The organism is Bacillus sp. ISL-45, assembly GCF_018613195.1.
Classification (GTDB): domain Bacteria; phylum Bacillota; class Bacilli; order Bacillales; family Cytobacillaceae; genus Mesobacillus.
In genome coordinates, this window is the sequence record NZ_JAGGQQ010000006.1 from 256812 (window position 1) to 281066 (window position 24255).

Genomic DNA, 24255 nt, shown 5'->3' on the forward strand with positions numbered 1-24255 from the left:
TTATCTTTCCATAACCGGCCAAATTTTATTTAGTCTCTATTTGAACTTGTCCCCTTTCATAATCAATAGCATGATTGATTTTGTTCAAGCCACAGATAAAACAGCCTATCAATTTTTCAAAAAAATAGTAGAATGGATATAGGATTCAAATTAGGAGTGAGCAAGCTGGATGCTATTATTATATTAATCATTGCAGCTGTTAGCATATCACTGACAGCTAATTTAATCAGATTACATGTAAGCGCTTTTCTGAATCAATTGATCTTCACTGTCTCATCATTGATCTTTATTGAGCTTTCTGTTTATCTTTATGGAAGTAATCATTTAAATTGGAGTATCATATTATTTATCGCGACAGCGGGTTATTCCTTTAAATTAATCGGTGGTATTTTAGCAGCCATTTTCAGCATGCTTCTTGTTTATATACAAACAGAAGAAGTTGCTTTGGTTCTTCTGCCGGTATATCTGCTAATCGGTACGAGTGCTGGCTATATCTCACAATATTTACTGAATAAGAAAAGAGATCACCATCGCTGGCTCAATATGCTTATGGAACAATCAAAGCATTTACAAGTCTTTCGAGAAGTAAGTACGACGATGCAGCGCACCCTGCAGCAGGATTTACTTTTAAAAGTAATCCTGACATCTGTTACCGCCGGTCACGGGCTTGGCTTTAACAGAGCGATGATTTTCCTTGCTTCCAATGAGGCCAGGTCGCTGAAAGGAATCGTGGGTGTTGGCCCTATGGATGTGAAGAAAGGCTATGAAGTTTGGGAAAAGATTACGGAAGACAGGCTGAAACTCAGCGATTTAATTGAGCACAATTTTGACAGCAATTTTACCGATCCGGAATTGAATGCTCTTTTGCGTTCACTGGAGATCCCTATCGATGATCATAATGTCTTCGGATTAGCGCTATCAAGCCAAAAACCAGTTATAGTCAAGGGTATTCAGAAAGAGGACTCATCACAGGTTTTAATTTTTGACTTGTTCCAAACTGAGGAGTTTGCAGTGATTCCGCTGATTAACCAGGGAAAGAATATTGGTATCCTTCTTATTGATAATATTGTAAATAGGAGACCTATTACATTGATGAATACAGAAAATATCCTCCCTCTGGCTAACCAGGCGGCTATTGCACTTGATCATGCCAATCTCTATGAGCAGATCGAGGAAATGGCTTTGCGTGACGGGTTGACCGGTCTTCTTAACCAGCGGGCATTCCAGACAATCCTTAATGAACACTTTCCGTTTGAAGGAAAAGTGGCAGCACCCCTCTCGCTAATCATGTTGGATATCGACTTCTTTAAAGTTTTTAATGATAAAAATGGTCACCTGCTTGGAAATGAAGTTTTGATAAAGCTGGCGAGGGTGATCGTGGATTCATTAAGACCAGGAGATTTTTCCTTCCGTTTTGGCGGGGAAGAATTTGTTGTCCTTCTTTCCGAAACCAATTTGAAACATGCTGAAATAATTGCTGAAACAATTCGTTTTAACGTTGAAAAGACAATTTTCCCCGGGGAAAAAACTCAGCCCAATGGGACTTTAACTGTTAGTGTTGGAACTGCCTGTACAGATCATTCTGCAATTAAAAGTAAAAATGATTTAATTGAAGCCGCCGACCAGGCCCTTTACAAAGCTAAAAATGCAGGCAAAAATAAAGTGATTTCTTTTAAGGAGTTCGTGAGCATTGATTGAACTGGCATTGATTCTGGCATCCCTATTCTTTTTCTTGGTTTCCGCTTTGACTAGCAGGCCATTGTACAACCTATCGCAGAAATATTATTCCAAACGGGTAACCGCACATTATGGATTCAAGGTTTCAGACCTGCATTATTCCTATGATCAAATGATCTACTTTATCTCAATGCCCACTACATTGCCATATATCAAGGATGCGCTGAAGGAAGATTTGGTTATTGAACAAGATTATTCATCTTATTTTTTTCCTCTTTTAAAAGGAATCAAAATCTCATTAAAGCAACATGGGACGAAGTTGTATATTGCCTATTTGCCAATTGGCAACTTTCGTTTGCCACATCTAGATAAATTGCAGCAGGAAGGCATCATTGATGAACAAACATATTTAAGAATAAGCACCAGCAAGCTGCTCCATCGTGACACATTGCAGGAAGTGCGCGAAGAAGTTTACAAGCAGCTTCAGGTGGGCCGCTACTAGCTATAAAGAGCCAGCATTTTGTGATAAACTCCAAAGTTAAAAACTAACTATTTGGGGTCCTGAACATTATATGCCGGCTCTTTTAATTTCCTCGTTATTTGATTTGCCACATCTTTATATATCCACCTTTTTAATAAAACAGCCCACAAAATCATCGAAAAGTGGATTGCATTATTAATAACAATATGTCGGAAATTTTGTTTCGCGATCCCTGTTTTCAAAACCAGCATATCCATAATCTGTGTAAAGCCAAAAGATCGGAATACCCCTTTCCAGCCGCTGTTATCCTTAATGATCAATGTTGTTGCCGCAGATAAAATAAACGAATAGATTGGTGCTATTTTAAAATGTTCTTCCCAGCTATGCCATTTTTCCAGACCAAACCTGAATTTCCTGAATATCGACAAAGAATACATCAGGTTCAGTCCATTGACCAGTACGCCAAGGAATAGCGAGCTGAAATGGAAAATAGGTGTCCCAAGCCTAAGCTGTTGATACCAAAAATCAATGATGTAAAAGAAAATCGGAATCAGGGTCATCGTATATTTTGTCTTCCACCAATTATTTTTATGGACCCCCATAAACAAGAAAAGCTTCTCGACCAGTCCGAAAAATATAGCGAATAGTAATTTGCCCTTCCACCCAACTTTAAAAGCTGTAAGGAAAATAGCGGTAAAGGGAACAAATACAGCCTGGGACATAATCGCACCAAAAAAATTATCCAAATCCTTATTCTTGAACAACATTGGCTTGTAGCGATAAGCTTTAAATTGACTTAAAATAAAGTATTCAAAAATAAAACAAAGACCCATACCAGATAAAAGAGTAATGAACAGCAGCTTGCGGTCTCTCCTCTTATAAAAAGTATAGATCAATAAAGAAGAGTGGATGAAAAGGAGGACGAAAAACGGCAAATAATGTTTTTTGTTCCTTTTCATATAAAACCGTCCACCTTCCGTGATTGAATATCTCTTTTAAGGTTGGACTGATTCGGAATGGATTATTCAAAAAGAAAATAGAGTGAAAATGCCCAATCACCTGACTCGGTTGACATATCACTTTAAATTCCCAATAAAATTAAGTGTTTCTGCGTTTGCTATACTCGAAGGGTTATCAAGTATTCTTTTAACATCATTCAAGGTTTCGTGGAGCTTCACATCCTCTCCCTTCTTGCCAGTAAAAGCTTCGGCTACAAAGAATGGCTGAGTCAGATAGGCTTCCAATTTCTCCCCCTGCTGATAAATTTGCGACTCTGAGGCTGGCAGGCGTCCAATACCATGGACATTGACAATCGAACGCAATTCTCTATACCTGCGTAAAAGCTTTTGAGCTCTTTGTTGAATGCTATGATGTACAGGGTCTAAATAGGACCCTTCTAAGATGGAGGAAGTCGAATAGATTGGGTTGATAGCAGGGTATTTATGGCGCGCTGCAAGGTCCGCATCAAATTGCCACAAAGTATCAAGCGGGCCGTACGGAAGGTCTTCATCGACAGCCTCACCCTTTAAATCTATCAGGAAAGTTGTTACGCTGCTGACTCCTTTGTCATCGAAGGTTTCCTGCAAAGTGAACATCTCGCCTGATATGACATAAGATCTATCGGCTGTAAGTGCGTAATCTTTTTCTATTCCTTCTCTTAGCATGATCTTAAGTGTCTCTTCAATATTGCTTGTAACATAATCAACGTCTTCCAGAACATCGGCTAGCTCCGGATGATCCCCTGCTGGTTTAATGAGGATAGTCACATACCGTTCTCGTTTCAACCGATATAACATCTCTGCAAGTACCACTAATTGCCCCATCCCTGGCCTTGCAACGAGCCCAACAGTTCCCCCTTTTGATATCGGCGCAAATAAATCCAATGTTTTTATGCCGGTTTCAAACATTTCCACACTCTCCCCCCTTAAAATCAGTTCATCCAAGCTGCAGCCAGCAAGTTCTGCAAGAGCGACTATTGTCCGTACCTCTGCCCTGCCGACCGGTATTTTACCGGTAGATAAATTCGAAACGGTTGCTGGTCTAAGGCCAACGGACTTAGCTGCTGACGTCAAGTTTGGCACCTTTTTTCTAAGTAACGCTACGTTCAGTCTAATTTTTTCCATTTATTCCACCTCCTTACTTTAAATAGTAATTTATTTTACTTTAAAAAACAATATCGATTACTCCAAAAAGTAATTGATATTTCTTTGAAAAGAGTGTTTATTGCAGAACGGAGGGTAAACTATCTAAATCAAATGCTGTTTTCGCATCGTTTCTTGCTTTTCGCATAAATACAGTTAACCGCATTGCTGTCGAACTCTTTTCGATGATGCTTACCAATCGAAGATGCGATGATAAGGTGTAAAAGCAACAAAGTTTACGAAAAGAGCGAAAACAGACAAAAGTTAAAAGGAGAGATCGTATGATTCCAGTCGGTGTATCAAATCGGCATATTCATTTGAAAAGAGAGGATTTAGATCAGCTTTTTGGAGAAGGATATCAGCTCACAACAGCCAAAGAGCTTTCACAGCCGGGGGAATTTGCAGCCAATGAAACAGTTAGAGTCCTTGGTCCAAAAGGACAATTTCCAGAGGTCAGGATACTTGGTCCTCTAAGAAAGTTCACCCAGCTGGAAATTTCAAGAACTGACTCTTATTCACTTGGTGTAAAAGCACCATTAAGGGCTTCAGGGAATATAGAAGGAACTCCGGGAATTAAACTTGTCGGGCCAAAAGGAGAACTGGAAATACAGGAGGGCGTCATTATAGCGGAACGGCATATACATATGACAACTGGAGACGCTGCCAAGTTTAATGTCAAAGATGGAGAGTATGTAAGTGTTAAATGTGAAGGAGAAAGAAGCTTAATCTTCAATCAAGTTCTGATAAGGGTAAAAGATTCCTACGCTCTCGATATGCACATTGATACAGATGAAGCGAACGCAGCTGGTTTGCGAACGGGGGACCACGTTGAAATAGTTAAATAATCGCGGCCCACACCCCTGCGAAGTATGTTGAACTATAAGGGTCTATTTCGTCATGAAGGACATGGTTTTTCTATCCATTCATTTTTCTGTCCGCCATTCTCTTGATGATGGATAGATTATTCAGTTATTTAGATTTGCGCCGCCTCTCATCACCCTTAAAAGTTTGCGTTGATTGGTTCAGGGTATAAATGAATATACTCAAATAAGGAGGCCATAATCATGAATGACAAACAAACAAAAGGCGCTTTTGACCAGGTTAAAGGTGAAGCTAAAAAGCAATTCGGAAAGCTTACAGACAATGAATCGATGGAAGCAGAAGGCCGCCTTGATAAAGGAAAAGGAAAACTAAAAGAAACCGCTGGAGATATGAAAGAAGATGTATCCCGCGCATTTAACGACTCGTCAAGAGATTAATAACACCCGATAAAAAAAGCCTTTGCTTGAAAGCAAAGGCTTTTTTGTGTGCTAATCAATATTATTTTTGTTTTTCCCTTTCACGAAACGATAGGCCAAATACGCAACATATAATGGGGTTGCAATATATATTAAGTATGGGAATTGGCTGTAGGTCCCTTTCCAGATGACGAACAGCAAAGAACCAAGGAAAATCGTCACGATTGTTCCATATTTAGGGAGTGGTACTTCTTTAAAGCTTGGAATCCTTATTCTGCTCACCATCAGGAAGCTCAATGCCGTAAAGACGACAGTAGTGACGATATTGGGGATCAAGTCTCCAAATAAAGTAAGAATCGCCATGATTCCGCCCGCTGCAGTTATTGGAACACCAATAAAGTAATTAAGAGATGATTTATCTGTACTGATATTGAACCTTGCCAGGCGATAAGCACCGAATAAAGGGAAAAGCCCTGCTACCAACAAGCCCCACAGTCCAAATTGATAGAAGTATGTATAGTAAACCAGGAAAGACGGTGCTACGCCGAATGTAACAATATCCGCAAGTGAATCTAGTTCCTTGCCGAGCTGGCTGTCCGCTTTTAGCATCCTCGCCAGTCTTCCGTCCATGCTGTCCAGCATCATGCCGATTAAAATTAATATGGCAGCATTGTTAAATTGGCCATTTGCCGCGAATCCGATTGACAGAAAACCACAATACAGATTCCCAAGTGTAAACATATTGGGGATCATTTTTGTAAACCGCATCAGTTGTCATCACTCTCCGAACCTTTTTCATATTTTGCTTATGCCTATTTTTACCCCAGCCACCTAATAATCATGTTTATTTTATTAGAGAATCGCCGAAAATATAGTTTAACTATATCATTTTTTCTCCTTTTGGATAGAGGTTAGCAAGAAAATTCCTCTCCTGAAATCGCATATCGTAACGCTTTGGAATAAATATGTCAAAAAGGCTATTAAAATGATTCATCAAATTGTATACTAATTTGGGGCTGGTGAATTATGATCAAAAAAAACTTGCGCAGATTTAAATTCCTTCTTATAAAATTATTCAGAATCAAAGAGAACGCACATAATGTGTCTTTGGGATTTACCCTGGGGTTTTTAATCCACTTTATCCCATCATTCGGAATGGGCCCTATTCTTTCGACCGTTGGTGCCAAACTCTTTAAAGGAAATCCGTTAGCTGGTTTCATTAGCGGTGTCGCACTCATATGGCTTTTCCCATTTTTATTTTATTTGAATGTGGTTGTTGGTGAGACCCTGTTTCCTTATGGGATCTTCCCCTCTGCATCGGGTATGCCTTCTCATGGTTTAGATGCCGGAATCCATTTAGGGGCCGTCTTTTTTATTGGCATGATCATTAACATTATTCTTTTCGGGATGTTCGTTTACTATATCATTTATACAATCATGAGAAAGTATCGTTCAAACTTCCTTGCTTTAGTAAAGAAATGGGATATAAAAAAATAAGGAATGGAAAAGAACATTACTTTTTTCCATTCCTTGATTTTACTGCACGACTTCGATCCATTCAATCGTCGGGGAATAGAACGAATTAAAAAGGCTGCAAATTGGCAGCCTTTTTTCATTGATTAATCCTCGATCAGATATACGATTGCTTCATAGGGCCTTAATGTTATTACAGAACCGTACTCTTCGTCTGCTCCGTAATTTGAGATCAGGATTTCATTTTTCTTTCCTTGCAGCTCATCAGGAACTGCAAAGCCTTGCTCCTCATCAGTAAAGTTCAATAGAACAAGCAATTTTTTAGTCTCGAGTGTTCTTGTATAAACATAAATACTCTCATCCTCAGGAACCAGGATATCGTACCTGCCATGGACAATAATCGGATGCTCTTTCCTTAGCTGGATTAGCTTCCGATAATAGTGGTAGATGGAATTTTCATCAGCAACTGCCTGCCTCGCATTAATCTCTTTATAGTTTGGATTAACCTGTATCCACGGGGTGCCTGCTGTAAATCCTCCATGTTCGCTATCATCCCACTGGAAAGGAGTACGTGCATTGTCTCGTCCTTTTACATAGATGGACTCCATGACTTTCGCTGGATTTTCCCCATTTTGTTTTACTTTTTCATTATACATATTAAGTGTTTCTATATCTTTATAATCATCGATAGAATCAAAACGGACGTTGGTCATCCCGATCTCTTCACCTTGATAAACGTATGGCGTTCCTTTCAGCATATGGAGGAATGTAGCCAGCATCTTAGCGGATTCAATTCGGTATTGCTGGTCATCCCCGAACCTCGATACCATTCGTGGCTGGTCATGATTGTTCAGATAAAGGCTGTTCCACCCGAGTTCCTCGAGACCTGTTTGCCATTTTGTGAAGTTATTCTTTAAGTCAGTAAGCTTAAGCGGCTTAAGGTCCCATTTCCCGCCCGGGCCAGAATCCAGGTCCACGTGTTCGAATTGGAATACCATATTCACTTCGTTCCTGGATTCATCGGTGTAAAGCTTGGCTTGCTCGACATTGACACCAGGCATTTCACCAACAGTCATCACATCATAATCCGCAAGAGCCTCTCTGTGCATTTCCTGAAGGTAGTCATGTATTTTCGGTCCGTTCATAAAGTGTCTGCTTCCAGACACATATTTTTTCCCATGAGGATTTGGCGCATCAGGAAGGCCATCTACTTTTGATAAGAAATTGATAACATCCATCCTGAATCCATCAATTCCTTTGTCCAGCCAGAATTTCATCATATCATAGACTTCCTGGCGAAGCTTTGGGTTTTCCCAGTTCAAATCAGGCTGCTTTTTACTAAAGATATGTAAGTAATACTCTTCAGTGTTTTCATCGTACTGCCAGGCAGAACCGCTGAAGGTAGATTGCCAGTTATTTGGTTCCTTGCCATCTTTACCAGGTCTCCAAATATAATAATCCCGATAAGGATTATCTTTCGATTTTCTGGATTCAACAAACCATTGGTGTTCATCAGAACTATGGTTAACGACCAGGTCCATGATGAGCTTCATATCTCTGTTATGCATCTCTTTTAATAAAAGCTCCCAGTCTGCCATCGTTCCAAAGTCATCCATGATTTCACGATAATCACTGATATCATATCCGTTATCATCATTAGGAGACTTGTATACTGGTGAAAGCCAGATCACATCTGCTCCTAAATCTTTTAAATAGTCAAGTTTTGATATAATCCCAGGGATATCTCCAATACCATCACCATTGGAATCCATAAAGCTTCTAGGGTAAATTTGATAAATGACTGATTCCTTCCACCAATGCTTTTTCAAGAAAGTCACTCCCAATTAGTTTCTTTTATATAGGCACTTTTCGTAAACTTAGTTGCTATGACGATTATTATTTTATCCCTCTATTCTTGACACGCTTCATTAGAGTCTCAATGAGAACTAGAAGTATGGAGAAGATAGGATGAGTTTTAAAAGCAACAAATAATGCAGAGTACTAGCCTTGGTAAACGTTTACGTATCAGGTAAATATAATTTTCTTAACACTTTCTCGCTCAACTACTGAGTGAGGCATTATTCTGCTCTCAACCCTTTTTCCTTGCTCCATGATTGTAAAAAGCATTTCTGCCGCAACCATTCCCATTTCTTCCAAAGGCTGAGCTACGGTTGTAAGCGGTGGTATCGCCATTTCCGCAATCGGCAAGTTATCGTAGCCAATAATAGAAAGATCGTCTGGTATTTTAACTCCAAGTTTATATGCAGAAGATATAGCACCAAGGGCCAACGGGTCACTGGCTGCAAAAACAGCAGTCAAATCGGGGGACTGCTCAAGGAGCTTTGGCAATCCAGCAAAACCATCTTTAAACGAAAATCCTTGTGAATGGATTATATTTTTATCGGTTATGTCAAGGCCTCTTAGCGCTAACGCTTGCTTATAACCATCTATGCGCGGCTGGCCGGCTATGATATCCTCTTTATTCCCGCTGAGCATCCCGATTTTACTATGCCCCATTTTCACTAGATAATCAGTAGCAGTGAAAGCTGCGTGCTTATCATCAACCTTTACGAAAGGCAAAGGATATTGATAAGATTCAGTCGAGACCAGGACGACTGGTATTTGCATTGATTCAAGAGTGTTATAATACTCCTCCGTAATCACTTCACTGACAAACAGGACACCATCCACTCTTTTCTCGGTTAAAAGCTGTAAATACTTCATCGTTCTCTGTCCATGTGATGCCGTATTGCATACAATGACACTTGAACCATGATGGTGGGATGCTTCTTCCACACCGCGAAGGATTTTTGAGGAAAATTGGCTCGAAACTTCTGGAAATAAAATTCCTACAGTATTGGATTTTTTACTGATTAAACTACGGGCAAATGCATTTGGCTGATATCCAAGCTCTTTAATGGCGTTAAGAACTTTTTCTTCAGTCGCTTTTGAAAAGCCGCTCTGCCCATTGAGAACCCTTGATACGGTCGCAATCGAGACATTTGCAAGTTTTGCTACGTCTTTTATTGTATAACTCATAAACAATCAAACCCTTTACGTAAACGTTTACGTTTCCATTTTTATAATATTACCCTTTTCGGTGAATATCAAGCCAATTGGGTAAAAAGTTCATAGATTGACCTAATATAAAAAACTTGAAGGACAAAGCCTTCAAGTTCACTTTAGTTTTTCTGTTGATTTTCTTCCTTTACTTTTGCCGGCATTGGTCTTACATCAGTAGTAATACCGGTTAATACATCTCGGTCAAACTTACTGCGATCTTCCCCCATACCTGGCAAAGTGTTAGCCATTGGCAGCTGTTCAAGCTCTTTTCCTCTTGGCAATGTAGACACCTCCTGCTTTTAAAGTTCCTCATTTCGCTCGAACTAACACAGATAATTCAAGAAGGATTTTGGGATCATTTGGTGAATTAGTAACAATACTATATTGATTAGGATGATAATGATGAAAATAGGATTGTTACGCCATTTTAAAGTGAGTTTAGGGTATCCAAATAAACTTGTCACCTCCCAGGAGCTTCTTGTTTGGCAGCAGGAGTATAATCAGTCCCGAATTGAGGAAGTTGAAATTGATCATCATGAGCATAAATGGGTAAAATGCTATTCAAGTGATCTAGAAAGAGCGAAAATTACTGCAACCAGAGCGTTTAATGGAGATATCATGTTTTTGGAGGACCTGCGGGAGATGTCTCTTTACCCGGTCATCAAAACCGAATTTCGCCTGCCACTCTGGCTTCATGTAGCTTTAATCCGGATTGCCTGGTATTTGGGACACAAATCACAGCAGGAGAGTAAAAAAGAAGTTATAACGAGGATTAACAGGGTTTTGGATGAAGTGATCGCTCACGATCAAGATATTTTAATTGTTGGCCACGGGGGAATCATGATGTTCATGAGGAAGGAGTTATTGAAAAGAGGGTTTTCAGGCCCCAAATTCAAAAGGCCCGAAAATGCTAAAGTATACACTTTTACAAACAAACATTAGTTGAAGACGCTCAAATTTAAGCGTCTTCTTTTATGATTGAGTACATCTTGACATCATAATGCGCACCTTTAAGATAAATGAACTTTCTTAAGATGCCTTCGAATTTCATTCCGGCCTTTTCCATTACACGCTCAGAACCAATATTTGCTACAAGGCTTTTCGCCTGAATCCTGACCAGATCCATTTCTTTCATTCCAAACCTGATGAGTTCTTTAGCAGCCTCTGTAGCAATTCCTCTTCCCCAATAGTCAACGGAAAGTGCGTAACCGATTTCTGCAGTCCTATGCTGCGGCTGCCAGGAAACAAAATCGACTGTGCCAATCAGTTTGTTGTCCTCTTTAAAATGAATGCCCCAGGGAGCAATTTTCCCCTCTTCATACAGCGCAAGGAGCATCTTTACGTATTCCTCAGTCGCCGCTCTTGTTTCATGTGCCCCCCAGAAAACATATTTTGATACCTCAGGGTTGGAAGCATAAGTATGTATATCATCAATATCCTCATATCCAATTTTCCTTAATAACAGGCGCTCCGTTTCAAGCTGCGGGAGATTTCGATAAATATCTTTTATTTGCAAGACTGTCACTCCTGAACATCTTCATTTATAACTCTTATAATACCCTATCGGCATACTATTTCATGAATGATTTGATTAAGTAATGGAAAAAGTAACGACGAGCCATTTATAACAGGAGGTACACCAATGGAGAATACCCACGAATTTGTTCAAAAGCTGCACGATAAACAGAGGAAAGACGAACAGAATAGAAAGCGGCAGGGAAAAGAAAATCCTAGTGACAAGCTGCCAAATAAACAGCATTAATTAAAAAGCGGAGACGTGCCCGCCTCCGACAAAGAACTTGGTTACAAAAAGAGACCGCAAAATCCGGTCTCTTTTTGTGTCTTCTACCTGCTCCTGCGGCTGCTTGAACCGCCTCTTTTGGCTGTTCGTCCTCCAGGAGAGCTGGAGTTCCGTCTCTCTCTGCCTTGTATTTCGCGAGTCGGTCTTTCACCACTACTTCTTGTTGCTGTTTCATTACCTGCACGCGTTGAAGCTTTTTCCACTCTTCTTCCACCTGAACGAGGAGGATTTGATTGATGTCCTTCAGTAGAGTTTCTTCGTTCACTCCTTGATGGCGGCTGTTCCCTATCCCAAAGGCCCTTGCCGCCGTAACGAACTTCACGTCTATCGTCTGTCCGCCTCCGGGTAACTGTCTCTTTATTTATTTTTTCACCCCGATGATCCCTTTCAGGTTTTTTATCTTCCCGTCTTCTCGATCGGGTATTCTTCCCCTTGTAATCACCAGACCTTTGTTTGCTTTTGTTGCCGGCACTGTAATCATCATTTTTGGATTCACCTGTTTTGGCGTTCCCCATGTTTTTCTTTTCAATTCTTATATTGAGCTCTGTTTCAATTTGATCCAACTGAGGTCTATCTTTAGGCGAATAAAACGTTAGAGCAAGCCCTTCACTGCCTGCCCTGCCAGTACGGCCGATCCGATGGATATAACTTTCAGTATCCAGCGGGATGTCATAATTAAAAACATGCGTAACACCTTCTACATCAAGCCCTCTTGCGGCTACATCAGTAGCGATCAGATACTGGATCTTTGCTTCACGGAATCTTTTCATCACCTGTTCCCTTTTTGCCTGGGAGAGGTCACCATGCAGCTCATCACAATTAAAATGATTGGCTTTCAATACGTCATTCAACTTGCTGACCCTTCTTTTTGTCCTGCAAAAAATGACTCCTAAAAATGGCTGATATAATCTCAGTGACTCAATTAAATCATTTTGTTTTGCCCTGTCTGTTGTACTAATGGCAATTTGTTTGATGTTTTCCAGCGGGGCCTGGGTTTTCTCGACCTGGATATATTCTGGCTTGTACATATGTTGTTTAGCAAGCCTTTTAATTTCATCTGGCATTGTCGCTGAAAATAGTAAGGTTTGCCTTGTTTTGGGAGTTTGTTTGATGATTTCTTCAACCTCATTCAGGAAACCAATGTGCAGCATTTGATCCGCTTCATCCAGTACGAGAAAAGCTGCATTTGAAAAATCAACCGTTTCTCTGCGTATATGGTCAAGCAACCTTCCGGGAGTCCCGATAACAATATGAATGTTTTTCTTCAGCTTTTTAAGCTGTGATTCGACATCCTGACCTCCATATACAGCAAGAACATTTATACCTTCAAATCCCTCAATCAGTTTTTTTATTTCATTGGTAATTTGCAATGCAAGCTCTCTAGTTGGGGTAACAATCAATGCCTGTATATTTGGTTTCTCGATATTGATTTTCTCCAGGATCGGCAGCACAAAAGCATAGGTTTTGCCAGTACCCGTCTGGGATTGTGCAATGACATCCTTGCCATCAAGCAATAATGGTATTGCTTTTTCCTGGATTGTCGTAGGCTCGGTAATCCCCTGTTGGCTGAGTGTTTCTGCAAGTAGTTCTGAAATACCTAAAGATTTAAATTGATTCAAATTCAATCCCTGCTTTCTTTAATAGGCTGGGTTGGACCAACCATCCTTCTCATTATTGCTTTTTGCGAAGGAAAATATCAAGTATTGCTCTTTGATATTTCGCTTTATGTTTTTTCGCCAAACCGAAGTTCTGGCCACAGTGTAAATAGGAGAGAAAAAAACATTATACCATTATTAGGAAGGAAGAACTGCAACTTAATAAAAACCACTTCTTTCGTCACGCGAAATAAAATATCCTCGCACTCCTTTGTGTTCAATTTTCGGAATTAACATACTTTTCTATTAACTTTTATACTTTTCTCAATTAAACTAACTCTACCCTCCCACATACATACTGAATGATAATAGTACTATTTTGACAATGGGGGGGAATTTTTCGTGAACTGGAGTGTTAAGAATGGAGAAGAAAAAATTAGTAATCCCGATGCTTTTATCAACAGCTTTAATGGTTAGTCCATTGGTTGGTTCAACCGTTAAAGCGGTCCAACCTGATCATGTTTCAAGTACTATTTTACAGAATGGACTATCTGAAAAACAGCCAAACCCTTCTATATTCATGAAAGCTGATAAGGTCTCAAAATCAGGGGCAGTAGAGTATGTTGAAGAAAATAAAGAACTGTTAAAACTGAAAAATCCCGGTCAAAGCCTGAGGGTTAAAGGTGAGGAAAAGGATCAATTGGGAATGAAGCATGTAAGGCTGCAGCAGACGATTAACGGAGTTCCTGTAGAAGGTGCAGAGATGGTTGTCCACTATAATCAAGATGGGTCTGTCAAATCGGTAAATGGACAATATAACAATGAGGTTGCAGACAAAGAGATCAGCACCCAGCCTGAAATTTCAGCTGAGAATGCCCTGGAACTGGCTAAGCACACTGTTTCCGCACCTGACCAGCTCGAAACTCAACCGAAAACCGACTTAGTTATTTATCCTTATAATGATACGGAATATTTAGCTTATAAAGTAAATGTGAATTTCCTGGGTGAGCATCCCGGAAACTGGTTTGTTTATGTAGATGCTAAAACCGGTAATGTAGTGGATCAGTATAACGCTTTGATGCACGCCGGAGAGTATTCTTCTTCTAAAGGGTCCGGACTGGGAGTGAAAGGGGACCATCGCGTCCTGAATATTTCCCATCAAAACGAAGCAGGCTCAAATCAAGGCTCCACCTTCTACCTTTATGATAGTTCCCTCGAGAATGCCCAAGGTATTTTCACGTATGATTTTAAAAATCAATGGCGCTCTAGCTCAGCCAGGCTTCCAGGAGATCTCTTCGCCTCTAGGGATGCAGCCTGGACAAGTAACTATGAACGGGCAGGTGTCGATGCACATTATAACTCAGAAAAGGTATACCACTACTTCCTGAACGAACATGGACGAAATTCCATTGATGGTAAAGGTATGGCTATCGTCTCGACTGTCCATTACGGGGACAAGTACAATAACGCATTCTGGAATGGCTCTCAGATGACTTATGGTGACGGGGATGGCGAATTCATGATTTCCCTTTCAGCTGGCCTGGATGTAGCTGCCCACGAAATGACACACGGGGTAACGAACACTTCTGCTAATCTTAAGTACCGTTTCCAGTCCGGCGCATTGAATGAAGCATTTTCTGATATTTTCGGTGCTCTGATTGATGAGGATGATTGGGAGCTTGGTGAAGATATTATGGGAGAAAGTGCTGTCCAAGGTGGACGTGATGCTTTAAGAAGCTTGAGTGATCCAAGCAGGTTCCCTGTTGGCAGTGCTTATGTGCCTTATGGAAATGGTGAAGGAATGTATCCAAAGCATATGGATGAGTTTTATGACCTTCCACTGAATCTCGACAATGGCGGAGTGCACATCAACTCTTCCATCATCAATCATGCAGCCTATATAACTGGTGAACAAATTGGCAAGCAGAAGCTTGGAAAAATTTATTACCGGGCACTGACTGTTTATTTAACTCCTGATTCTAACTTCAGCGATGCTCGAAACGCACTGCTGCAATCCGCAGATGACTTGTATGGACCGAATAGCCCTGAATATGAAGCAACTCAGGCTGGACTTGATGGTGTCGGGATAACTGAATAAACAAAAGAAATTGTAACCGAGCCTGCCCTAAGCGGTTTTTCCTGCCGCTTTTTGGGTCAGGCTCTTTCTGTTTGGGTAAAATAATAATATGTGGATTTTCACTTTTGCCTGTGGTACGATTTACTAATTGAAGAATAGGAAGTGATTATAAGTGATTAAGATTGAACTGCCAGCACCAGACGTAGTCATTACACGAAGCAAGCAATTAGGAGAAAAGGTAGAAGCTGTCATTAGCAGTGAATATGGTTTTACGGATTACCACCGGATCCCAAGGGATAAAGGCGGAATCATCATGTTTTTCGACGCAGATGATGAATTGATGTTCGTAGGGAAAGCGCGTAAGCTTAGACCACGCGTAAAAAAACATTTCGAGGATAATGTCTCCCCTATTAAAAACCATCGTCATGAAGTCAACAAGATTGCTGTCATTACTGTGGTAGATCCTATAGACAGAGAAATCTATGAAACCTATGCAATCAACGTACTTAAAGCCAAGTACAATATTGATAAGGTGTTTTATAAATAGGCATTGTTATAACCGATTTTTCATTTCATAGTACTTGAAGAATAAACGGAAAAATTCCGCTTAAATTGGAAACTCCCCTGATTTTTTTAAAATAAGGGGAGTTTTTCCGTTTATTTAATTCAGATCGTTGGATTTTTTCAATTTTATATCAGTTAACCGGAATTTCTCCGCTTATTTCTCCTTCATAAGCGTCTTCTATATTAATAACAGGAAATTCTCCGCTTATGAATTGTTATAGCTATACGAAAATCAAGGTATAAATAAGAAGAGCCTGATTTCAGGCTCTTTTCATTACTTAAACCACCCTTTTTCCTTTGACTGGGTGATTGCTTCAATCCTGTTGGTTACTTGAAGCTTATCCAGGATCGTTGAGATATAATTTCTTACTGTGCCGGTCGTTATACTCAACTGTCCCGCGATTTCCTTCGTATTTTTTCCATCTGCAACAAGCTCAAGCACTTCCATTTCACGTTCAGTCAATGGATTTTCTTCGCTGTATACATCGTCCATGAGTTCAGGGGCATATACGCGTCTCCCGCCCATCACGCTGCGTATAGAGCTTGCAAGCTCTTCTGACGGACTATCCTTCAGCAAATATCCGCTCACCCCTGCTTTTAAGGCTCGCTGGAAATATCCTGAACGTGCAAACGTAGTCAGGATGATCACCTTGCAACCAAGCGCTTTCAATTCTTCCGCTGCTTCAAGTCCAGTTTTTCCAGGCATTTCAATATCCATGACGCAGACGTCTGGGCTAAGCTCCTTTGCCAGCGCTACTGCTTCCTCTCCATTGCTCGCCTTTCCCACGACTTCCATATCATCCTCAAGACTCAACAGGGAGCCTAATGCCCCCAGCAGCATACGCTGATCCTCTGCAATGACTATCCGAATCATATCAGGTCCTCCCTGCCAGTTTGTCTTAATACTTTCGGTATCTTAATCAAGAGTGTTGTACCGTTCTTAGAGAATATATCGAGGGTGCCATTCACGAATTCAAGACGTTCTCTCATGCCATGAAGTCCACTGCCTTTATATAGGTCCTCATCAGTTATATTCCCGACCCCATTATCGCTTACTTCTGCAATCAGCTCCTTCTCTGTTTGCTTTATCGAGATGCTGCAGGCTGATGCTTTACTATGCTTTACTACGTTGGTAACTGCTTCTTTTAAACACATGCTCAGGATATTTTCTGACAGCAAGGATACGTTGTTGAGATTGAATTCCTTTTCATCCCCGATAAACTTGATCTCAGCAGCTTTTAACATTTGGTTGACATGTACCAATTCGTCACGGACCCGGATTCCCCTCATTTCGGCAACCATTTTTCTTACTTCATTCAGTGCGGTTCTCGCCGTCTGCTGGACATCCTTCAATTCTTCTTTTGCCAATTCCTGATCTTTATTGATTAATTTTCGTGCTAAATCACTTTTGAGTCCTATCAGTGATAGTTTTTGACCGAGGGTATCATGTAAATCACGGGCAATCCTCTGTCGCTCCTCTATTTTGACCAGCTCAGAAATCCGCTTGTTCGCATCCTCGAGCTTCTCTTCTAGCTCTCCTCGTTCATTTCTGTTATGGATACTGAACGGAAGGAGTATGACACCGATCCAAACAATCACGATAATCGGAAGCTGCCTTATGAAGAACTCCTCCTTAAGGACAATTTCAAAGTTAATGACAATCGATGTCCCCACAAGATGGATGAAATACAGTACAAGGAAGGGCAGCCGATCTTTGATATTCCCAATAAAATAGGCGATGAAAAAAGCGAAATATACGTAACTGAACAGACTTGCTGACGCTATGGAAATACCTATTAAAATGCAAGTCCATAGATATACTGTCCAGCCTTTCGAGACAAAGGCCACCCAGTATACAAGAAAAAACATAAGAGTCAGGATGATGCCGACCACTTTGCCAATCGTCGTTGGCAGCTGCCATATAAAATAAAAAGGCAATATTCCAAGGATCGTCCAAATGTAAGGCGAAATCCCAGTGCTTCTAAGTGAATTGAAAAACTTTTTGATCATATCAGAACCTCAGCTTTACTCATAACTGCATTTATTTTAACATAGGCTGTTTTACGAAAGGCTGTTTTCGTATAGATTGTTGTTAAAATCCTAAAGCCGATTTTAACGTGATAAAAAGCCGATTTGTCGTTCGGAATTAAGTGTGCAAGCTCTTTCTCATAATTAGCTTTAATTTTGCCAAGAAACATGGGCCATTCAATCTTTTTTTATAGTCAATAGTAACAAAGTTTGAAATGAGCCTTAACACAAGAAAATTTTGTCTGCTCATAAAAAATTACTCCCCTTATTCCAGGAAAGAATACGTCCTGATTAAGGGGAGTTTAGTTTATAGTTCAGGCTTAGACTGAGGAGCCAATTTGCTGTTTTGTTTATATGCTTTCATTTCCTTGAAGCTGATAAACTGCTTTTTCCGTTCATCCCATAAGCGGAATTTCAGTGAAGTCAAGCTTGTGGAAAGTGTTATTGTCGGCACATTTTGCAAAGGCTTGGTATTATTATGGACCTCTTCAAGCTTATAGTTTGGTACCCTCGGGCTTAAATGGTGAACGTGGTGATAGCCGATGTTGCCAGTAATCCACTGGAGTACCTTTGGAAGCTGATAATACGAGCTTCCTTCTACCGCAGCCCTCACGTATTCCCAATCCTTATCAGCTTCGAAATAAGAATCTTCAAATGTATGCTGTACATAGAAGAGCCAGATTCCGAACATTCCTGCTATGAAGAAAATTGGACCTTCTACCATGATGAAAGCTTTCCAGCCAATTGCCCAGATCATAAGACCAGAAATTCCAAAAATCAACACATTCGTTAAATATGTGTTCAGGCGCTCTTTCATTCTCGCACCTTTCCTGTTGAAACGGTTCGTGATTAAAACAATATAAATCGGACCCACTACAAACATTACAAGTGGATTGCGGTATAATCTGTATGCAATCTTCTGCCACATCGGGGCAGCCATGTATTCATCAACTGTAAGTACCCATATGTCTCCTGTCCCACGCTTGTCCAAGTTGCTGCTTGTTGCGTGGTGGACAGCATGCTCATGCCCCCACTGGCTATAAGGGAACAAAGTCAAAACGCCAGTCAGCGTACCTACCACTTTATTGGCTGTACGGTTTTTGAAGAATGAGTGGTGAGTACAGTCATGGAAGATGATAAAGATCCTGATCATGAAACCAGCAGCAAAAACTGCAATTCCAAGTGTTAGTAAATACGAAATCTCAAGGCTTTGATAGGCCAGAAACCATAAAACCAAAAATGGAACAACCGTATTGATTATTTGAATGATACTATCTTTAGTGTTTGAGCTTTCATAAGGGGCGACCTGTTTTCTAAGTTCTTTTGCATTGTGAGTTGCCATCTTGATATAAATTCCCCTTTCGGATTTGTTAGTTAACCAAATTATAAATAAGGGAAATGATCCTGTGCAGTAGCAGGTGTCATATATGATATATGACAAATGTCATGTTTCGATAAATTTTCCCCTTAAAACCTTGATATATCAAGGTTTATTTTTATGACCAGGTAATGATATTTGTTAATATTTTTTTAGCAACAAGTAAATAACTTCCTAATTATTAGAGACTTTTCTAAATAGCTGCAACCTCCTTGAATTATGCATTCCTTTTTCACCTGAAAAATTACCCGCCACTTTCAGTATTAAAACCAATAAATCACTGTGTTTCGTGAGCATCACAAAAACTTTTAGCACTTTTGTGGCCTAAATGAATATTCGTTCAACCATTCTAATTTTGTGACTTCATTATTTGCATTGGCTATAAGCCCATTCAATGTAGGAGGATATGGCTGCTTCCTCATATGCAGAGCAAGGTTCTCTAATAAAATGCTGTAATCCATTGACTCGCATTTGGCCATCCACCTAAGAACCGTTTCACTTTTAATTGTTACAAGCGGATAAACACTTTCGATCAGATACAGGATCTTAAGTGTGTCTTCCTTCGTCATATGCATGCTCCTTTTCATGGAAAATCCACAGTATTAGATTTTTTCCATGATTCCCGGAAAGATACATTGGTTTATGTTCAAAATAATCATTTACCTGTAGAATTGAAAAAAAAGATGATGAAGTGGGTGATAAATATGAAGACTGCTATTGTGACGGGCTGTTCGAGCGGTTTTGGTGAACTGATCGCCATCGAGCTGGCTAAAACAGGTTATAATGTGATTGCGACGATGCGGAACCTCAAAAAACAAGATACTTTACTTAAATTGGCCGCTGCTGAAAGCGTGACAGATAAAATTACTGTTTTTCCACTGGATGTAACACAGCAACAATCAATCGAAGAATTAAAAGTTTATCTGGAATCTCTTGTTTCTGTAGATTTATTAGTAAACAATGCTGGCTATGCACAGGGCGGCTTTTGCGAGGAATTGTCAATGGAAGAATATCGTAATCAATTCGAAACAAACTTTTTTGGTGTTATTGCTGTCACCCAGGCTGTCCTGCCTGTGATGCACAGGCAGGGATCGGGCAAGATCATAAATATGAGCAGCATCAGCGGGAGGTTTGGATTCCCTGGATTGTCTGCCTACGTTGCATCGAAACATGCTCTTGAAGGATACAGTGAAAGCTTAAGGCTCGAGCTCAAGCCTTTTGGGATTGAGGTCGTCCTTATCGAACCGGGTTCCTACAGGACAAATATTTGGAAAAGTATCGAAAATGTTTCAATGCCAAATGAGTCGCTATATGAGGGGCTGAAAGATTCTATAATGAAAAAATTAACAGCAGGGCAAGATTCTTATGGAGATCCGCTTGATGTTGCCAGGCTTGCAGCGGTGATTGCTTCAAGTAAAAGCGCACCAACCCTAAGATACCCTATTGGAAAAGGTGTCAGGACCATGCTTCAATTAAAGAACTATCTCCCATGGAAAACAATCGAAAGAATCGTATTGAAAAAATTAAAGTTATAATGCTTCCAGCGACTATGTTCATATTTTGAATGCTTGAGCTCTTCATAAGGCGTGCTTAGATTTTATAAGCATCCTTATGAGGACCAAAAACCCCGCATAAGAGTATGATTCGATCCTAATCGTACCCTTATAAACACCAGTTACCCTCCATAAGGGCATGATTCCACCCTAATCGTACCCTTATACAGATCGGTTACCCTGCATAAGGGCATGATTCCACCCTAATCGTACCCTTATACGGAGCGGTTACCCCGCATTAGGGCATGATTCCACCCTAATCGTACCCTTATTCAGAACAGTTACACCGCATAAGGGCATGATTCCACCCTAATCGTACCCTTATACAGATCGGTTACCCTGCATAAGGGCATGATTCCACCCTAATCGTACCCTTATACGGATCGGTTACCCTGCATAAGGGCATGATTCCACCCTAATCGTACCCTTATACAGATCGGTTACCCTGCATAAGGGCATGATTCCATCCTACTCGTACCCTTATAAACACCAGTTACCCCGCATAAGGGTACGATTCAATCCTCAGAGCTCCATACAAGAATCACCTCTGCTATTCCCCATCAAAAATGAAATAATCGCCAATATAGAAAGGCACACTAACAATCAGGCATAGTCTTTCCCAAAACTAAACAACAAGATATCAAAGCAGGCTATGAAAATATTACTCCTTCAAATTTCATCCCAATCAAACAAAAGGTGCACGGCCAATAGAGCCGCGCACCTTTTTTTATGCTAGTTTGACATCGCTTTATTATTGAAGAAGCTACTAATTGGGTTAAGCAGCATTGCTCCAACTCCCTGAATGATGGTTTTTACGATTACCTGGCCTAATATTGCGGCTGGAACTGCTTCCCATGGAAGGAAATTTGCTCCTAGCGGACTTAATCCAATCACGACAAATATGACAGAATCCAGCAGGCCGCCGACTAAACCACTGTAGAAGACTCTCCAGCTCATAGGGAGCTTTAGTCTCGAATAAATCTCTGTATCAGTTGTTTCAGCCACAGCAAAGCTCAATGCCGAAGCAAAGACGATCGTAAGTGTATCTCCAAGAATATACGAAACGATAGCTGAAAGAACGAGTGCCAAGCCGATGAACATATAAGTTCTCGCACGGCCGTACTTATTCTGTACAAGGTCACGGAAAATGAAGGTCGCCCCTATCAGCAATGTCCCCATCGGCACAATGAACATGCCAAATTGCAGCGGTGCAAGCGCCGCTGTAATCACATTGGCAGTAACAATTGAAATTAAATATAAAAAGATTCTCATCATTTTACCTCCTGGTAGTCTAAACCCCTCTTTTATTTCCCCAAACATAGACATGAAGCTGCGGAAGTACTCTTACATTTTTCATTTCCGCGTCACACATAACCTCATTTATCAGCGATTCATACTTATCGACCAACGATGACATTAAGTTCATCTGGTCTTCTGTTGCAATGTCGTCATTTCCTACCTGTAAAAAAAACGCTAAGTCCGGATAACGTTGATGTACCAGTTTGGCAAATTCATAGTCAACTGCATCGAAAACGACTATTTTGAGGCTGGCGTTTTTTAAAGACCCGTTCTTTTGCAAACCTTCTACGATTTGGTCCAAAACTACAAAATCTGTTTCCATACCCGAACTTGGCGGTTTTGGGGAAAGGGTCAATGCGTCAACTTTCAAGAACCAGTCCTGCCATTTGCTCCCCTGTGTCTCCAGGCAAACACTGACCTTGTTTTCCTTTAATAATTCAACCAGTCCAGATAGATTCTTAATGAGAGCAGGATTTCCGCCTGAGATGGTGACATATGAAAAACCATCTCCCCCCAATGCTCTCAATTCACTCCAGACTTCATCAGCATCCATTTGCCTGACTAAGTCCTTTCCAGAACCATCCCATGTAAAGGATGAGTCACACCAGGCACAGGAATAGTCACACCCTGCCGTACGAACAAACATTGTCTTTTGTCCGATGACCATTCCTTCTCCCTGAATCGTCGGTCCGAAAATTTCCATCACGGGAATCTTAGTCAATCTCCATCCACTCCCTTCTTGCTTCAGCATAACTAGTTGGAGTTTCATAGAGTTTCACAAACTCTACCCTTGCATCTTGGTATAAATGCTGTCTATTCGACAGGGAATCAGACATTTTTTCATAAATCCAGGCTACCATGTTTTCAGCAGTTGTATTCATAGGCGGCAAAGTTTCATTCAAATATCTGTGATCTAGATAAATTTCTATTTCTGATTTCCAAATATCTTTAATATCACCAAAATCAATCATTAATCCACGGTCATCGACAAAACCACTTAAGCCGAATATAACTTTATAAGTATGGCCGTGGAGGTTTTTACATTTCCCTTCATATTCATGAAGGTGATGAGCGGCATCAAAGGTAAATTCCTTGCTGACGAGCACACGCTTAGAATGATATTTTAATTGTTCTCTCTTAATATCTTTATCTATTTTCTGAAGCTGGTCGACGATCCTGAATTCGTACATCAAGAAACAACTCCTTCCAGGTACTCATCCAGCCCGTTTTTCCGTAACTTACAGGCAGGGCAAATCCCACATCCATCTGCAATGATTCCGTTATAGCAAGTCAATGTTCTTGTCCTGACAAATTCAAAAGCGCCCAGGTCATCAGCCAGCTTCCAGGTTTGTGCCTTATTCAGCCACATTAATGGTGTATGGATGACAAAGTTCTGGTCCATAGATAGGTTTAGGGTTACATTCAATGATTTAATGAACACATCCCGGCAATCGGGGTAGCCGCTGAAGTCCGTTTCGCATACACCTGTTACGATGTGCTTAGCGTTCACTTGACTTGCAAGCACGCCTGCAAAGGATAAGAACAATAAATTCCTCCCTGGCACAAAGGTTGATGGCAGTTTCCCTTCTTCCCCATCCTTCACCTCGATATCACTCCTGGTAAGTGCGTTAGGCGCCAGTTGGTTAAGCAGGCTCATATCGAGAACATGGTGTTTCACCCCAAGCTGGCTTGTGATGTCTTTTGCGCATTGTATTTCTGTGCGGTGACGCTGATTATAATCGAAAGTGACCGCTTCAACTTCCTTGAATTCCTTCATGGCCCAGAACAGGCAAGTCGTACTATCCTGTCCTCCGCTGAACACGACAACCGCTTTTTCATTTTTCATTAGAAAACTCCTTTACAACAGAAAAAACAGTACCACTAAGA

Annotated in this window: 26 protein-coding genes; 10 read left to right on the plus strand and 16 right to left on the minus strand. The window is 40.6% G+C overall.

The genetic code is table 11. The features are described 5' to 3' along the window. The first annotated feature begins 132 nt into the window (after positions 1 to 132). Positions 133 to 1698 carry a GGDEF domain-containing protein gene (locus J7E35_RS09475; RefSeq protein WP_214779163.1) on the plus strand — a complete coding sequence of 522 codons (1566 nt, stop codon included), beginning with the start codon at positions 133 to 135 and terminating at the stop codon, positions 1696 to 1698. Beyond that, positions 1691 to 2179, plus strand: a complete 489-nt coding sequence (locus J7E35_RS09480; RefSeq protein ID WP_214779165.1) for a hypothetical protein — start codon at positions 1691 to 1693, stop codon at positions 2177 to 2179. Before J7E35_RS09475 ends, J7E35_RS09480 begins: the two co-directional genes overlap by 8 nt. A gap of 47 nt (positions 2180 to 2226) precedes the next feature. Here the strand turns inward: J7E35_RS09480 and J7E35_RS09485 are convergent, their stop codons facing one another. Both J7E35_RS09485 and J7E35_RS09490 read right to left on the minus strand, forming a co-directional pair. Further along, a complete protein-coding gene (locus J7E35_RS09485) occupies positions 2227 to 3117 on the minus strand; it encodes a hypothetical protein (protein WP_214779167.1) in 891 nt (296 codons plus the stop codon). Positions 3118 to 3234: 117 nt separating this feature from the next. Then, positions 3235 to 4281: a P-loop NTPase family protein gene (locus tag J7E35_RS09490; protein ID WP_214779169.1), complete on the minus strand. Its 1047-nt coding sequence runs from the start codon at positions 4279 to 4281 to the stop codon at positions 3235 to 3237. 299 nt (positions 4282 to 4580) lie between these two features. On the opposite strand from J7E35_RS09490, the gene pduL reads away from it, so the two are divergent. Next, positions 4581 to 5144 carry a phosphate propanoyltransferase gene (gene pduL, locus J7E35_RS09495; RefSeq protein WP_214779171.1) on the plus strand — a complete coding sequence of 188 codons (564 nt, stop codon included), beginning with the start codon at positions 4581 to 4583 and terminating at the stop codon, positions 5142 to 5144. A gap of 219 nt (positions 5145 to 5363) precedes the next feature. After that, entirely contained in the window at positions 5364 to 5558 is a 195-nt protein-coding gene (locus J7E35_RS09500; RefSeq protein WP_102262928.1) for a CsbD family protein, read from the plus strand. Between the two features lie 51 nt (positions 5559 to 5609). Here J7E35_RS09500 and pssA read toward each other — a convergent pair whose 3' ends face one another. Then, complete coding sequence (gene pssA, locus J7E35_RS09505; RefSeq protein WP_192471565.1) at positions 5610 to 6305, minus strand: CDP-diacylglycerol--serine O-phosphatidyltransferase; 696 nt, start codon at positions 6303 to 6305, stop codon at positions 5610 to 5612. Between the two features lie 273 nt (positions 6306 to 6578). Between pssA and J7E35_RS09510 the strand changes: the two genes are divergently transcribed. Next, positions 6579 to 7034 (plus strand): DUF2062 domain-containing protein, encoded by a 456-nt coding sequence (locus J7E35_RS09510; RefSeq protein ID WP_214779173.1) that lies wholly within the window; start codon positions 6579 to 6581, stop codon positions 7032 to 7034. Between the two features lie 122 nt (positions 7035 to 7156). On the opposite strand, the gene J7E35_RS09515 is transcribed toward J7E35_RS09510, so the two are convergent. From J7E35_RS09515 to J7E35_RS09525, 3 genes are all read right to left on the minus strand, one after another. After that, positions 7157 to 8839, minus strand: coding sequence for a glycoside hydrolase family 13 protein (locus J7E35_RS09515; RefSeq protein ID WP_214779176.1), 1683 nt, complete (start codon positions 8837 to 8839; stop codon positions 7157 to 7159). 196 nt (positions 8840 to 9035) lie between these two features. Beyond that, positions 9036 to 10049, minus strand: a complete 1014-nt coding sequence (locus J7E35_RS09520) for a LacI family DNA-binding transcriptional regulator (RefSeq protein ID WP_214779178.1) — start codon at positions 10047 to 10049, stop codon at positions 9036 to 9038. 143 nt (positions 10050 to 10192) lie between these two features. Then, positions 10193 to 10354 carry a hypothetical protein gene (locus J7E35_RS09525; RefSeq protein WP_214779180.1) on the minus strand — a complete coding sequence of 54 codons (162 nt, stop codon included), beginning with the start codon at positions 10352 to 10354 and terminating at the stop codon, positions 10193 to 10195. A 121-nt stretch (positions 10355 to 10475) separates the two neighbouring features. Between J7E35_RS09525 and J7E35_RS09530 the strand changes: the two genes are divergently transcribed. Then, entirely contained in the window at positions 10476 to 11015 is a 540-nt protein-coding gene (locus J7E35_RS09530) for a histidine phosphatase family protein (RefSeq protein ID WP_214779181.1), read from the plus strand. A gap of 16 nt (positions 11016 to 11031) precedes the next feature. Here the strand turns inward: J7E35_RS09530 and J7E35_RS09535 are convergent, their stop codons facing one another. Beyond that, positions 11032 to 11589, minus strand: coding sequence for a GNAT family N-acetyltransferase (locus J7E35_RS09535; protein WP_214779183.1), 558 nt, complete (start codon positions 11587 to 11589; stop codon positions 11032 to 11034). Between the two features lie 126 nt (positions 11590 to 11715). Between J7E35_RS09535 and J7E35_RS09540 the strand changes: the two genes are divergently transcribed. After that, the gene (locus J7E35_RS09540; protein WP_041965366.1) at positions 11716 to 11835 is read left to right on the plus strand and encodes a DUF4023 domain-containing protein; all 120 of its coding nucleotides are present in this window, start codon (positions 11716 to 11718) and stop codon (positions 11833 to 11835) included. Between the two features lie 83 nt (positions 11836 to 11918). Here J7E35_RS09540 and J7E35_RS09545 read toward each other — a convergent pair whose 3' ends face one another. Beyond that, positions 11919 to 13493 carry a DEAD/DEAH box helicase gene (locus tag J7E35_RS09545; protein ID WP_214779185.1) on the minus strand — a complete coding sequence of 525 codons (1575 nt, stop codon included), beginning with the start codon at positions 13491 to 13493 and terminating at the stop codon, positions 11919 to 11921. A 397-nt stretch (positions 13494 to 13890) separates the two neighbouring features. On the opposite strand from J7E35_RS09545, the gene J7E35_RS09550 reads away from it, so the two are divergent. Next, positions 13891 to 15567, plus strand: coding sequence for a M4 family metallopeptidase (locus J7E35_RS09550; RefSeq protein ID WP_214779188.1), 1677 nt, complete (start codon positions 13891 to 13893; stop codon positions 15565 to 15567). A 151-nt stretch (positions 15568 to 15718) separates the two neighbouring features. After that, positions 15719 to 16093 (plus strand): nucleotide excision repair endonuclease, encoded by a 375-nt coding sequence (locus J7E35_RS09555; RefSeq protein WP_023614140.1) that lies wholly within the window; start codon positions 15719 to 15721, stop codon positions 16091 to 16093. Between the two features lie 291 nt (positions 16094 to 16384). Here J7E35_RS09555 and J7E35_RS09560 read toward each other — a convergent pair whose 3' ends face one another. From J7E35_RS09560 to J7E35_RS09575, 4 genes are all read right to left on the minus strand, one after another. After that, positions 16385 to 16984, minus strand: a complete 600-nt coding sequence (locus J7E35_RS09560; RefSeq protein WP_214779190.1) for a response regulator transcription factor — start codon at positions 16982 to 16984, stop codon at positions 16385 to 16387. After that, positions 16981 to 18120, minus strand: coding sequence for a sensor histidine kinase (locus J7E35_RS09565; protein WP_214779192.1), 1140 nt, complete (start codon positions 18118 to 18120; stop codon positions 16981 to 16983). The genes J7E35_RS09560 and J7E35_RS09565 overlap by 4 nt, the downstream gene beginning before the upstream one ends. 325 nt (positions 18121 to 18445) lie before the next feature. After that, a complete protein-coding gene (desA, locus tag J7E35_RS09570) occupies positions 18446 to 19480 on the minus strand; it encodes a Delta(5) desaturase DesA (RefSeq protein ID WP_214779194.1) in 1035 nt (344 codons plus the stop codon). Between the two features lie 344 nt (positions 19481 to 19824). Then, on the minus strand, positions 19825 to 20085 hold the full coding sequence (locus J7E35_RS09575; protein ID WP_214779196.1) for a hypothetical protein: 261 nt from the start codon (positions 20083 to 20085) through the stop codon (positions 19825 to 19827). A 129-nt stretch (positions 20086 to 20214) separates the two neighbouring features. Here J7E35_RS09575 and J7E35_RS09580 point away from each other — a divergent pair, with 129 nt between their 5' ends. Beyond that, complete coding sequence (locus J7E35_RS09580; protein WP_214779360.1) at positions 20215 to 21051, plus strand: SDR family oxidoreductase; 837 nt, start codon at positions 20215 to 20217, stop codon at positions 21049 to 21051. A gap of 750 nt (positions 21052 to 21801) precedes the next feature. On the opposite strand, the gene J7E35_RS09585 is transcribed toward J7E35_RS09580, so the two are convergent. From J7E35_RS09585 to queC, 4 genes are read right to left on the minus strand one after another with little or no spacing between them, the layout of a single operon-like run. Continuing rightward, positions 21802 to 22341, minus strand: coding sequence for a VUT family protein (locus J7E35_RS09585; RefSeq protein WP_214779198.1), 540 nt, complete (start codon positions 22339 to 22341; stop codon positions 21802 to 21804). Positions 22342 to 22360: 19 nt separating this feature from the next. Next, the gene (gene queE, locus J7E35_RS09590) at positions 22361 to 23089 is read right to left on the minus strand and encodes a 7-carboxy-7-deazaguanine synthase QueE (protein WP_214779200.1); all 729 of its coding nucleotides are present in this window, start codon (positions 23087 to 23089) and stop codon (positions 22361 to 22363) included. Then, complete coding sequence (gene queD / locus J7E35_RS09595) at positions 23082 to 23558, minus strand: 6-carboxytetrahydropterin synthase QueD (RefSeq protein ID WP_214779203.1); 477 nt, start codon at positions 23556 to 23558, stop codon at positions 23082 to 23084. Before queD ends, queE begins: the two co-directional genes overlap by 8 nt. After that, positions 23558 to 24214, minus strand: coding sequence for a 7-cyano-7-deazaguanine synthase QueC (gene queC / locus J7E35_RS09600; protein ID WP_214779205.1), 657 nt, complete (start codon positions 24212 to 24214; stop codon positions 23558 to 23560). Before queC ends, queD begins: the two co-directional genes overlap by 1 nt. Between the last annotated feature and the right edge of the window lie 41 nt (positions 24215 to 24255).

What these genes read in the sequence shown, in the direction of transcription:
- J7E35_RS09475 (WP_214779163.1), top strand. Translation starts at nt 133, where the DNA reads ATGGATATAGGATTCAAATTAGGAGTGAGCAAGCTGGATGCTATTATT.
- J7E35_RS09485 (WP_214779167.1), bottom strand. Translation starts at nt 3,117, where the DNA reads ATGAAAAGGAACAAAAAACATTATTTGCCGTTTTTCGTCCTCCTTTTC.
- J7E35_RS09490 (WP_214779169.1), bottom strand. Translation starts at nt 4,281, where the DNA reads ATGGAAAAAATTAGACTGAACGTAGCGTTACTTAGAAAAAAGGTGCCA.
- pduL (WP_214779171.1), top strand. Translation starts at nt 4,581, where the DNA reads ATGATTCCAGTCGGTGTATCAAATCGGCATATTCATTTGAAAAGAGAG.
- J7E35_RS09500 (WP_102262928.1), top strand. Translation starts at nt 5,364, where the DNA reads ATGAATGACAAACAAACAAAAGGCGCTTTTGACCAGGTTAAAGGTGAA.
- pssA (WP_192471565.1), bottom strand. Translation starts at nt 6,305, where the DNA reads ATGCGGTTTACAAAAATGATCCCCAATATGTTTACACTTGGGAATCTG.
- J7E35_RS09520 (WP_214779178.1), bottom strand. Translation starts at nt 10,049, where the DNA reads ATGAGTTATACAATAAAAGACGTAGCAAAACTTGCAAATGTCTCGATT.
- J7E35_RS09530 (WP_214779181.1), top strand. Translation starts at nt 10,476, where the DNA reads ATGAAAATAGGATTGTTACGCCATTTTAAAGTGAGTTTAGGGTATCCA.
- J7E35_RS09540 (WP_041965366.1), top strand. Translation starts at nt 11,716, where the DNA reads ATGGAGAATACCCACGAATTTGTTCAAAAGCTGCACGATAAACAGAGG.
- J7E35_RS09550 (WP_214779188.1), top strand. Translation starts at nt 13,891, where the DNA reads ATGGAGAAGAAAAAATTAGTAATCCCGATGCTTTTATCAACAGCTTTA.
- J7E35_RS09560 (WP_214779190.1), bottom strand. Translation starts at nt 16,984, where the DNA reads ATGATTCGGATAGTCATTGCAGAGGATCAGCGTATGCTGCTGGGGGCA.
- J7E35_RS09565 (WP_214779192.1), bottom strand. Translation starts at nt 18,120, where the DNA reads ATGATCAAAAAGTTTTTCAATTCACTTAGAAGCACTGGGATTTCGCCT.
- desA (WP_214779194.1), bottom strand. Translation starts at nt 19,480, where the DNA reads ATGGCAACTCACAATGCAAAAGAACTTAGAAAACAGGTCGCCCCTTAT.
- J7E35_RS09575 (WP_214779196.1), bottom strand. Translation starts at nt 20,085, where the DNA reads ATGACGAAGGAAGACACACTTAAGATCCTGTATCTGATCGAAAGTGTT.
- J7E35_RS09585 (WP_214779198.1), bottom strand. Translation starts at nt 22,341, where the DNA reads ATGAGAATCTTTTTATATTTAATTTCAATTGTTACTGCCAATGTGATT.
- queD (WP_214779203.1), bottom strand. Translation starts at nt 23,558, where the DNA reads ATGTACGAATTCAGGATCGTCGACCAGCTTCAGAAAATAGATAAAGAT.
- queC (WP_214779205.1), bottom strand. Translation starts at nt 24,214, where the DNA reads ATGAAAAATGAAAAAGCGGTTGTCGTGTTCAGCGGAGGACAGGATAGT.